General features: G+C 57.8%; 11 protein-coding genes and 1 pseudogene. 2 read left to right on the top strand and 10 right to left on the bottom strand.

The window, feature by feature from the left end:
• Positions 1-79: 79 nt before the first annotated feature.
• From ACUVTA_RS05135 to ACUVTA_RS05175, 9 genes are all read right to left on the bottom strand, one after another.
• Positions 80-802 carry an ABC transporter ATP-binding protein gene (locus ACUVTA_RS05135; protein WP_445951901.1) on the bottom strand — a complete coding sequence of 241 codons (723 nt, stop codon included), beginning with the start codon at positions 800-802 and terminating at the stop codon, positions 80-82.
• On the bottom strand, positions 796-1,563 hold the full coding sequence (locus ACUVTA_RS05140; RefSeq protein WP_445951902.1) for an ABC transporter ATP-binding protein: 768 nt from the start codon (positions 1,561-1,563) through the stop codon (positions 796-798). The genes ACUVTA_RS05135 and ACUVTA_RS05140 overlap by 7 nt, the downstream gene beginning before the upstream one ends.
• Positions 1,551-2,549 carry a branched-chain amino acid ABC transporter permease gene (locus tag ACUVTA_RS05145; RefSeq protein ID WP_445951903.1) on the bottom strand — a complete coding sequence of 333 codons (999 nt, stop codon included), beginning with the start codon at positions 2,547-2,549 and terminating at the stop codon, positions 1,551-1,553. The genes ACUVTA_RS05140 and ACUVTA_RS05145 overlap by 13 nt, the downstream gene beginning before the upstream one ends.
• 11 nt (positions 2,550-2,560) lie before the next feature.
• Complete coding sequence (locus tag ACUVTA_RS05150) at positions 2,561-3,439, bottom strand: branched-chain amino acid ABC transporter permease (protein ID WP_445951904.1); 879 nt, start codon at positions 3,437-3,439, stop codon at positions 2,561-2,563.
• Between the two features lie 13 nt (positions 3,440-3,452).
• Complete coding sequence (locus ACUVTA_RS05155; protein WP_445951905.1) at positions 3,453-4,634, bottom strand: ABC transporter substrate-binding protein; 1,182 nt, start codon at positions 4,632-4,634, stop codon at positions 3,453-3,455.
• Positions 4,635-4,798: 164 nt separating this feature from the next.
• Positions 4,799-6,073, bottom strand: coding sequence for a phenylacetate--CoA ligase family protein (locus ACUVTA_RS05160; RefSeq protein WP_445951906.1), 1,275 nt, complete (start codon positions 6,071-6,073; stop codon positions 4,799-4,801).
• Positions 6,074-6,100: 27 nt separating this feature from the next.
• Positions 6,101-6,715 carry a 2-oxoacid:acceptor oxidoreductase family protein gene (locus ACUVTA_RS05165; RefSeq protein WP_445951907.1) on the bottom strand — a complete coding sequence of 205 codons (615 nt, stop codon included), beginning with the start codon at positions 6,713-6,715 and terminating at the stop codon, positions 6,101-6,103.
• Positions 6,712-8,502 carry an indolepyruvate ferredoxin oxidoreductase subunit alpha gene (gene iorA, locus ACUVTA_RS05170; RefSeq protein ID WP_445951908.1) on the bottom strand — a complete coding sequence of 597 codons (1,791 nt, stop codon included), beginning with the start codon at positions 8,500-8,502 and terminating at the stop codon, positions 6,712-6,714. Before iorA ends, ACUVTA_RS05165 begins: the two co-directional genes overlap by 4 nt.
• Before the next feature lie 88 nt (positions 8,503-8,590).
• A complete protein-coding gene (locus tag ACUVTA_RS05175) occupies positions 8,591-9,775 on the bottom strand; it encodes an ABC transporter substrate-binding protein (RefSeq protein WP_445951909.1) in 1,185 nt (394 codons plus the stop codon).
• Between the two features lie 273 nt (positions 9,776-10,048).
• Here ACUVTA_RS05175 and ACUVTA_RS05180 point away from each other — a divergent pair.
• Positions 10,049-10,162 (top strand): annotated as a pseudogene (locus ACUVTA_RS05180) (DMT family transporter); the annotation flags it as partial.
• 112 nt (positions 10,163-10,274) lie between these two features.
• Positions 10,275-10,436, top strand: coding sequence for a DMT family transporter (locus tag ACUVTA_RS05185; protein ID WP_445951910.1), 162 nt, complete (start codon positions 10,275-10,277; stop codon positions 10,434-10,436).
• A 15-nt stretch (positions 10,437-10,451) separates the two neighbouring features.
• On the opposite strand, the gene ACUVTA_RS05190 is transcribed toward ACUVTA_RS05185, so the two are convergent.
• On the bottom strand, positions 10,452-10,640 hold a 189-nt coding region (locus tag ACUVTA_RS05190; protein ID WP_445951911.1), incomplete at its 5' end, for a hypothetical protein.

Below are 10,640 nucleotides of genomic sequence, written 5' to 3' on the forward strand. Positions count from 1 at the left end.
CTTGCAGCCCTTGAGCCGCAAGGATTTCTTTGGTCGAGGGTTTCCAAGTTGAGCCGAAAGAGGTTACGAGCGCGGGGTCTCAGGCCGGTGTGGTGTAGCCGAGGTAAGCGGCGTAGAGGCTGCTGCTCCGGGCGAGTTCGCTCGGGCTGCCAGAAAAGACAATTCGTCCTTGCTCCAGGAGCACAGCGCGGTCTGCGATTTTGAGCGCGGCCCGCGCGTTTTGTTCTACAAGGAGCACTGTATGGCCCTGCTCTCGCAACCGGCGGATTGTCTGCATAATCTCGCGGACCACCAAGGGAGCGAGGCCGACGGAAGGTTCATCCATGAGCAGGAGGCGGGGTTTAGCCATGAGACTCCGCCCGATGGCCACCATCTGCTGCAGGCCGCCGCTCAAAGTCCCGGCCGGTGCCTTTAATTTTTCCTTTAACGCTGGGAAGAGGGCGAGAATCTTAGCCAGTTCTTCACTCAGTAACCTTTTGTCCCGCTGGTAGCGGTGGAAGGCGCCGAGAAGCAGGTTGTCACGGACGCTGAGCGAAAGGAAGAGCTGTCTGTTCTCGGGAACGAGGCTAATACCTTTGCGAACGATGGCCTCAGGGGGGAGCCCCTTAAGGGAGTCCCCTTGAAAGGTAATCTCCCCGCTTGCTAGCGGGTAGAGCCCAGCAAGTGCGCCTAACAAGGTGCTTTTCCCTGCACCGTTTGCCCCTAAGACAGCGATCACCTCCCCTGGGTTTATGCTAAGCGAAACCTGGGTCAGGGCCCGGATGTGCCCGCGGTAGACAGTGATTTCCCGGACATTTAGCACGCCTCTTCCTCCTCTTCCCCCAGGTAAGCGGCGATTACTTCTTGGTTGCGCAAAATTTCGGTAGGGGTTCCGGTGGCGATAACAGTACCGAAGTTGAGCACCACCACCCGGTTGGCGAGGCCCATGACGGTATCCATATCGTGCTCTACCAAGATAAGGGTGTGTCCTGCTTCTGGAAGCGTACGTAAAAAACGCGCAAGGGCCTCGGATTCCGCGTTATTAAGACCCGCAGCAGGCTCGTCCAGGAGCAGGATCTCCGGCTGCCCGGCCAGCGCCCGGGCGATCTCGATCAGGCGCTGCTGCCCGAAGGGAAGGCTCCCGGCCGGCCAGTCGGCCTTGTCCGCGAGCCCCAGTTTTTGGAGGAGTTTGACGGCTTCGCGATAAAGCTCGCGGTCTTCCCACATTACACCAGGACGCCGCAGGAGCGCTTTAAAAAAACCGGTCCGGTGTAAGCGGTAAAAACCAACCATTACATTTTCGGCCACCGTTAAGGTGGTAAAGAGTTCGAGGTTCTGAAAGGTGCGACTTATCCCCAGGCGGGCAATCTGGAAAGGTTTAAGGCCGTTGAGGCGTCTGCCCTTGAAGGTGATTTCGCCTTCATCGGGGCGAAGGTTTCCGGTAACCAGGTTGAGAAGGGTGGTTTTCCCGGCCCCATTTGGTCCGATAAGCGCCAGGATTTCGCCTCGTTGTAGCGAGAAGCTTACCCTGTTTAGTGCCAGTAACCCGCCGAAACGCTTGGAAAGATTTTTTACCGCAAACATCGGTCAGCCTCCATTTTCCCGGTCGTGGTGCCCTGGAAGACGCGCGGTGTGAGGAGTCCTTGCGGCCGGAAAAGCATAATGAGGATGAAGATAAGACCGAAAAAGATGATTTCAAACTCGCCACCCGCTTCCGGCATGATCATTCCGACCGCCCACCGAAGGAATTCGGTAAGCCCAACGACGATTGCGGCCCCTAAAAGCGGGCCCCACAGGGTACCTAGGCCGCCGACCACCACCATCAGGACGAATTCGACCGAAGCGGTAAAGCTAAAGGGGGAAGGGCTGATGAAGGTAACCCAAAAGGCGTAAAGCGCCCCCGCGAGCCCGGCCAGGAAGGCGCTTAACCCGAAGGCCTGCACTTTTAGCGTTGTGGTATCGATCCCTGCGGCCTCCGTAGCCTTTTCGCTGGCGTGGATCGCCCTGAAGGCCCGTCCCACTGGCGAGCGGGTAAGGTTATCAATGGCGACTAAAACGAGGGCGAGAATAAGCCAGACGAGGTAGTAATACTTCCAGTCACGGTCCAAGACGAGGGGTCCGAGGGAAAGGTAGGGGATACCGGTAAGTCCTGAGGGGCCGCCGGTGAGCCCGGCGAATTCCTTGAAAAACGCATAGACGAGGATACCGAAGCCTAAAGTGGCTAGCGCGAGGTAGTGCTCCCGCAAGCGTAAAATTGGACGGCCGATGATAAGTGCTACTATAGTGGGCAGCACGGGCGCCGCAACTAGACAGAGAAGCGGGGGCAGGTGCCAGTGGGTGGCTAGGATGGCGGCGGTATAGGCGCCAAGTCCGTAAAAGGCCGCCTGGCCAAAGGAAACCTGCCCTGCATACCCCATCAAGACCCCTAGACCTTCGGCGACAATGGTGTAAAGCGCGATAAAAATAAGTATTCCCAGAATATAGGTACTTTTAACGACGAACGGCAAAGATAAGATGGCACCACAAAGTAAGAGCAGGTGATAGGGCTTGCGCGAAACCAAGAAACCCATCTCCTTGAGGTTTAAGCACTGTTTCGGGTTGAGCCTAGGATACCTGTTGGCCGGGTTAGGAGCACCGCGATCATAACTACCATTGCGATCGCATCCTTCAATCCGGAGGATACCGCGCCTGCGGCAAAAGCCTCCAGGACCCCGAGCAAAATGCCGCCAATTATAGCGCCCGTGGTGTTGGTTACGCCGCCCAAGATGGCGGCCACAAAACCTTTAAGTCCCAGCATAAACCCCATGTCATAGGTAGCCATAGTGATGGGTGTAATGAAGATGCCCGCTAGGGCGGCAATAACGCCACTAAAGGTAAAGGCGAAAAGGGATAGGCGACCGGGGTTAATTCCAACCAGTCGCGCTGCCGTCCGGTTTATCATTGCCGCCCGCACTGCCTTGCCGATGTAGGTAAACTCAAAGAAGACAAAAAGTAGGCTTACGGCCACCACCGCGAGGCCCAGAATAAATAGACTCTGGAGAACAAGCGAGGCACCTAAGAGCCGCAGCGGCGGGGCGCTTACAAAAGGAGGAAGGGTATAGGGGTGCGTCTTCCAGATGAGAAGGGCCGCACCCCGCAAAGCAATCGATACAGCGATGGTGATGATAATTAAACTTAGAACTGAGGCGTTCCGGGCGGGGTGAATCGTTGCGCGCTCCACGAGGGCACCAACCAAACCGGCGACCAGGACGGCTATGCAATAAGCCAGGGCGGCCGGTAAGCCTGCTTCGCGCAGGCTTACGGCGGTGAGGGCCCCGATCGTCACGAATTCCCCGATCGCGAGATTAAAAATGCCGGTGATATTGAAAGTGACTACTAAAGCCAAAGCGATCAAAGCATAAATACTGCCTGTCGTCAGCCCGCTCAGAAGATACTGGATGTACTGGCTCTCAATGCCCAACGGTCGTATCCTCCTACTGCAGCAAGTGCCACTGGCCGTTCTTAACCTCTACGAGAACCATGGCGTCCTGACCCAGACCACTGTGGTCCTGGGGTGACATATTGAAGACGCCGCTAACGCCTATAAAGCCTTTAGTCTGTTCAAGGGCATCCCGGATCTTTGCCCGGTCTGGGCCGGCCTGCTTGATTGCGTTGACGAGCAGGTAAAAAGCGTCGTAGGCGTGGCCGCTGAAGGTAGTCGGCCGCATGTGGTACTTTTTCTGGTAATCGGCGATGAACTTCAGTAATACTTGCTTCTGCGGGTCGCTGTCCGGAAGCTGTTCGGCAACCAGGAGCTTCCCCATCGGGGCAACGACGCCATTTGCCGCATCACCGGCGAGTTCGAGGAATTTTTTGTTGCCGATACCGTGGCAGTGGAGGAGCGGCATTTGAAGACCCAGATCCCGGAAGTTCTTGGTCACAATCGAGGCTGCCGGCGGAATGGCGAAAACCGCGGTGGCCTTGGCGGGCGAAGCTTTCACCTTGGCGAGCTGCGCCGTCATGTCGGTATCGGTGGCCTCGAACTTTTCGTGCAGGACTATGTTGATGCCGTTCTTGGCCGCGAGTGCGATGAAGGTACCGGCACCGTCCCGCCCGTAAGCATTGTTTACGGACAACACCGCAACGTCCTTGATTCCTTTTTGCTTAAGGTAGGCGATCATCTTTTGGGCTACGGTCTCGTTGTTTTGGGTCGTCTTGAAAATCCACCGCCGCTCACTAGGCGGCGTTACGATCCGGGCGGACGAAGCGACCGAAATCATCGGCACCTGGGCTTTGGTAACGGTGTCCACAATCGCTAACGAGGTACCGGTTTGGGAGCAACCGATGATTGCTAACACCTTATCCTCGTTTACCAGACGTTTGGCCGCCAATACTGCTTCGCTTTCGGAGCTTTTGTTGTCTAGGAGGATAAGCTCTATAGGGTGGCCGTTAATACCGCCTTTAGCGTTAAGTTTTTCTACCAGCATCTTCAAGGTGTCCCGCTCAGGCTCGCCAAGCGATGCGGCGGGACCGCTTGTATCAAGGATGGCCCCGATCGTATAAGGTTCTTTCTGCGCTTTAGTTGCTGCTGGCGTCGTAGTGGTTTTAGCCTTGCCGCAACCGCCAACCAGGACCAGTAAGGTGAGCAGACAAACTAGAAAAAGGCGCTGCTTCATCTTTATTCTCCTCTCCTTACCTCATCAAACTAATCTTTCCTGCGATGCCATTTAGTTACTACAAAAATACCCGTTTTCGGCCGGTTTTGCCTTCACTGTTCAAATCTAACACGTCAGGACACGAAAAACAAGCAGAGATTTTGATTCTGTTGCCGAAGATGCCCTCATGTTTCTCGCAAGTCAAAAACCCGCTGGGTTTTCTTTTCGCTGCGGGGCAGGCTGCCAAACGGCACCACCTCCACCGCAAACGTCACCCCGATATGGGTCTTGATCGCGTTGCGGCAGGCAGCAGCAGCGGCAGTAGCATCTACGCCCGGTTCTCCTTCTACCTTTACCAACGCCTGGTCACGTCCTGCTTCCCGCGTAAGGATGATCTGGTACTCGCTGCTAAGGCCGGGGACCGACTTAAGGACGAAGTCGATTTGTCCCGGGTAGATATTCACCCCCTTGATTTTGATCATGTCGTCGGTGCGCCCTAAAATTCGGTCGATCATCGGGTAAGGGCTCCCGCAGGGACAAGAAGTGGGAATTAGGCGGGTGATATCCCGGGTCCGGTAGCGGAGTAGCGGCATCCCTTCTTTAACTAACGTGGTAATTACCAGTTCTCCTTGCGCGCCTGGCGGCACGTGTTTCCCGGTTTCTGAGTCGATCACCTCGAAAAGTAAGTAATCAGCCCAGTAGTGGAGTCCCCGGTGGAGCGAGCAGTCGATGGCGATGCCGGGGCCATAAATCTCGGTCATCCCGTAGATATCGAAAGTTTCGATACCGAGCAGGTTCTCGATGCGGGCCCGCATCCTGTCGCTCCAGCGCTCCGAACCCAGGATGCCGCGCTTGAGTTTGATCTTTTCCTGCAGGCCGCGCCGGTTAATCTCTTCGGCCAGCAGCAGGGCATAGGACGAGGTGGCGGTAAGCACCGTGGTTTCGAGATCGACCATCATCTGGAGCTGTTTTTCGGTGTTGCCGGGTCCCATCGGCACCACCATCGCTCCTATCCTCTCTGCCGCCATCTGGAAACCGATGCCTGCTGTCCACAGCCCGTAGCCGGGCGTCACCTGCACCCGGTCCCGCCGGCCGACGCCGGCCATCGTGTAACAGCGGGCGAACATGGTGATCCAGTCTTCCACGTCCTTCGCGGTGTAGGGTACAATGACGGGTTTACCAGTGGTTCCTGAAGAGGAGTGAATGCGAACCACCGCTTCCTCCGGTACCGCCATCAGTCCCAGGGGATAGGCCTCCCGCAGCTCTTCCTTGGTGGTGAAGGGAACCCGGGCCAGGTCACTGATAGTTTTTATATCGCCGGGTTCTATTCCCGCGGCGCGGAGTTTAGCCCGGTAAAAGGGCGAGTTGGCGAAGAGACGCTCGATCAGCTGCCGGAGCAATTCCTCCTGACGGGTGCGTAACTGGTCCCTTTCCGGGACCGCTCGGCTCAGCTCAGCCATCTGCTCATCCTCCTAAATATTATGGAATCAAGTTGCTTGCCCCGTGGCCCGAATCCTTTCCGCTTCCTGCTTGCCGAGGATGAAGGCGTGCTGGTTAACTTCCCGGAGACCGGACGGCAGGCTTTCCAGAAGCGCAGCCAGAAGTAGTTCGGGGGCAAACGGGAGGAGACCGCCCAGGCTGGTGGCTGCGCCTAACAGCACGCTGTTGGCGGCCCGGCGGTTACCGGCCCGAGTGGCAACGCTAGCGGCGTCGATCAGCAGAGGGTCAGGAACCGCCTTGCGGAGATAGGCGGCTATAACCGCTGCGTCGCAAGCGCTGCCGGTCAAAATCAGGGCCGGTGGCTGGATAACGGTAGTGGCGGCTATGACCTGGCCGCCGGGACGTAACTTGGGAAGAGCGCGGGCTGTTTCCACCAACTCGAGGCCGATCAGGAGGTCTGCTTTCCCGTCCGGGATAATGGCCCCGTAAAGCTCCTGGCCGATCCGGACGTGGCTAGCGACGGACCCCCCGCGCTGCGCCATTCCGACGCTTTCCGAAGTTAGTACCCCAAAGCCGGCCGCTACGGCCGCCCGGGCTAAGACGCGGGCGGCGAGGATATTTCCCTGCCCGCCGACGCCGGCGATAACCACATCGAAGCTCACGCTGTCACCTTCTCGATGGCGCCAGTGGGGCAGACGGCGGCACATAGCCCGCAGCCGGTACAATCGCTACCGATTACCGGTCCTTCTGCCCCGGGCAGGAATGCCGGACAACCGACCTTTTGGATGCACTCTTCGCAGCCCACACACCTTTCCGTGATTACTTGGTACCGGGTGGTAGGTTTGACCAGCTTTGTGCAAGGACTTTTCATCACTACCACGGCCGGTCCGCTGTGGCGCAGCGCCTCACGGGCGGCAACCAGTGCCGCGTCGGTGTCGAAGGGGTCCACTTCCCGGACGTAGGTAACCCCGCAGGCGCGGGCCAAGCTGGCGATCTCCACCACCGCTGTTTCGCCACCGGTGGCGGTACGTCCTGTGCCCGGATGCGGCTGGTGTCCAGTCATCGCGGTAGTCCGGTTATCAAGTACCACCACTACGATCTCCGCCCGGTTATAAACGGCGTTGATTAAGCCGGGTAGTCCGCTGTGGAAAAAAGTAGAATCACCGATGAAAGCGACGCACTTTTTCCCAGGGTTAACGTGATGAATGCCTGCCGCCATACCGATGCCTGCACCCATGCAGAGACAGGTATGTACCGCTTCCAGGGGCGGGACCAAGCCCAGGGTGTAACAGCCGATGTCCCCGGTAAAAACAACATCCATTCCCTGTACTGCCTCCTTGAAAATGTAGAAGGAGGCGCGATGCGGGCAGCCAGCGCACAAAACAGGGCCGCGCCGGGGGAGCGGCGGCGGCAGCGTTTTCGGGCTCTGCCGGCACGGAACCCCTAAGAAGGCCGCTACTATTGGGGCAACCCGGTCAACGTCGAATTCTCCTTCGCGCGGAACGGTGCCGTCGCGTTTACCCGCGATCGCGAGACGCAAGCCGTGCTGCCAGGCCATGGCTACTACCTGATCCTCCACCACCGGTTCCAGTTCTTCCACTACCAGCACCCGTTTCATCTGGCGGAGGAAGTCGACCACCGGTTTCTCCGGAAGGGGGTAAGGGGTGCCGATTTTAAGCACCGAAACCTCCTGTCCCAGCAACCGGAGTGCTTCGCGGACGTAATTGAAACTAACCCCGCAAGCGATAATACCGACTTCACCGACCACCGTGGTAGAATTAAAGGGTGATTCGTCCAGAAGCATTGATGCCTGCTCCTGAGCGGTGTTAAGCCACACGTGCCGTTGTGCGGCTAGCGAGGGCATGCAAACCCACCGGGGATCCCGCTTGAATCCTTCCACCGGCCGGGGTCGGTAAGATGGGCGTACAGCCATTTCCTGACAGACATGGGAAACGCGCGTGGTAGGGCGAAGGATCACGGGTAGCTGAAGCCGCTCGGCAAGGTCAAAGGCAAAAACCGCCATCGCTTTCGCCTCGCGCGGGGTGGCCGGATCAAGCACCGGGACTTTGGCAAACCGGCCGAAAAGCCGGGTATCCTGCTCGTTCTGTGAGCTATGCGGGCCGGGGTCGTCCGCCACCACGAGGACAAGCCCCCCTACCACCCCGAGGTAAGCCAGGGTCATCAGGGCATCGGCGGCTACATTTAGGCCCACTTGTTTCATCGTCACGATCGCGCGGGCGCCACTCAACGCTGCACCTGCGGCTACCTCCAGGGCAACTTTCTCGTTGGTGGACCATTCGGCATAGAAGCCGTATTCCGGTGCCAGTCGGGCGAGAGTGCCCAGAACTTCCGAAGAAGGGGTACCGGGGTAACCGGTAGCCACGTGGACACCGGCTTCCAGTGCTCCGTAAGCGATTGCTTCGTTACCCGATAAGACCTTCCGCTGCAAACCTGTCTGCACTCCATTCCTGTGACAAGCTGAGGGTACGCCTTACCCCGTAAGGAAAGCCGCACCCCCGACATCTCTCTTCGGAGATTTACTGAAGAAGCTGCCACTTGCCGTCCCTGATCTCCACCATAACCATCGAATCTTCGCTGAGGCCGTTGTGGTCCTGGGGCGACATGTTGAAGACACCGCTGATTCCGACGTAGCCGGTAATCTGCTCGAGGGCGTCCCGGATCTTCGCCCGGTCGGGGCCGGCTTGCTTGATGGCCTTTACTACTAAGTTAAACGCATCGTAGGCGTAGCCGCCGAAGGTGCTCGGCCGGGCGTTATACCGCTTCTGATAATCTGCGATATACTGGAGGAGCACCTGCTTCTGGGGGTCGCTGTCCGGAAGCTGTTCGGCCACCAGAAGCTTACCCATCGGGGCCACCACGCCGTTGGCTGCAGCGCCGGCGAGTTCCAGGAATTTCTTGTTACCGATCCCGTGGGTTTGGACGAGCGGCATCTTGATGCCGAGCTCCCGGAAGTTTTTCGTGACAATTGAGGCTGCCGGCGGAATCGCCCAGACGACGGTGGCTTGCGCTTGGGACGCCTTGACCTTGGCGAGCTGGGCGGTCATATCGGTGTCGGTCGCCTCAAACTTTTCCTTCAGGAGGATGTTAAGCCCGTTTGCCTGGGCGGCCTTCTCAAAATTAACCAGGCCCGAGTCGCCGAAGGCGTTGTTGACCGAAAGGAAAGCCACGTTCTTGACGCCCTTACCGACAAGGTACTTGGCGATCTTGTTCGCAACGATGATGTCGCTCTGCGCGGTCTTGAAAACCCAGTGGCGCTCGGCAACGGGGGTGACGATCTTGGCGGAGGCTGCCATCGAAACCGTGGGCACCCGGGCTTTGGTGACGGTGTCTACGATAGCCAGCGAAGTGCTGCTTTGGGTGCAGCCGATGATGGCCAGGACCTTATCCTGGTCGATGAGCCTTTTGGCCGCCAGGACCGTTTCGCTTTCGAGGCTCTTGTTATCGAGGATGATGAGCTCGACCGGGTGGCCGTCGATGCCCCCTTTGGCGTTGAGTTCGGCGGCGAGCATCTTCAACGTATCTCTTTCCGGTTCGCCAAGCGAGGCTGCGGGGCCGCTCGCGTCGACGATGGCACCGATTTTGTAGGGCTCCTTGGGCGTGCCTTGGGGTGCGGGGGCGGTTGTGGTTTTGGCCTTACCGCAACCGGCCACAAAAAGGAAAAGTACCAGCAGGCAGAGCAGTTTAAAATACTGCTTCAGCATTGCCTTAGCTCCTTTCTCCCGATTTTTTCTCGGCTCAGCTGCCAGATTTTTCGGTAAGATTTATAGCAGATTAAACGATTCAGAAAGCAAGCAACCCCCTTTCTTCGCGTTGCTTTTTCTTTAACGTCAAATTTAACACGGCAGGGAGTGGAAAGACAAGAAGAAAGTTAGCCGGTTGCGGCAAACTCCCCTGGGAAATAATAGAGGTCGGGTGAGGCGATGTTAGGTTTAAAGCTTTTTCCGTTATTGCTGGCGGCCTTTGCGGGGGCCGTTATGGCGGTTCAAGGCGCGGTGAATGCGCTTATGGGGAAGATTGCTGGCTTATGTTTGGCCACCTTTATCGTCCACGCGGTAGGGACGGCTTTTGCAGGGTTGCTGCTGCTGTTTACACGGGGTAGTTTTTCGCGCCTCACGCAGGCGCCGTGGTATGCCTGGATAGGCGGCCTGCGCGGGGTGCTTATCATTTACAGCGTTTGCCCGGTGCATCCCCAAGGTTGGCGTGGCGCCCGCAACGACCGCGATCATCTTAGGGCAGGTGCTGACAGCGACGCTAATCGACCATTTCGGTCTTTTCGGGATGACCCGCCTTCCTTTTAGCTGCTGGCGTATCCTCGGGGTTGCCTTCCTAGCCGCAGGGGCCTGGTGCCTGCTGAAAAAGTAGCGCGGCCGCAGGAAGTCAAAACCGATCTAGAAACCACCAGAGCAGGAAAAGTAGCAGGAAACCACAGAGAAAGCCGGTGTTTTCACCGCCCGCTATCATCCGGGGTAGAAGCTCCTTTAACACAATGTAAAGCATTGCTCCTGCCGCGAGCGCTAAAAGGACCGGGATGAGGCGCGGCTGCCGTTTGGCCATAGCGATCCCGAG

The organism is Thermodesulfitimonas sp. (assembly GCF_052743955.1).

Coding starts and splice junctions, on each gene's coding strand:
- ACUVTA_RS05155 (WP_445951905.1), bottom strand. CDS start 4,634: ATGAAGCAGCGCCTTTTTCTAGTTTGTCTGCTCACCTTACTGGTCCTG.
- ACUVTA_RS05145 (WP_445951903.1), bottom strand. CDS start 2,549: ATGGGTTTCTTGGTTTCGCGCAAGCCCTATCACCTGCTCTTACTTTGT.
- ACUVTA_RS05175 (WP_445951909.1), bottom strand. CDS start 9,775: ATGCTGAAGCAGTATTTTAAACTGCTCTGCCTGCTGGTACTTTTCCTT.
- ACUVTA_RS05140 (WP_445951902.1), bottom strand. CDS start 1,563: ATGTTTGCGGTAAAAAATCTTTCCAAGCGTTTCGGCGGGTTACTGGCA.
- ACUVTA_RS05160 (WP_445951906.1), bottom strand. CDS start 6,073: ATGGCTGAGCTGAGCCGAGCGGTCCCGGAAAGGGACCAGTTACGCACC.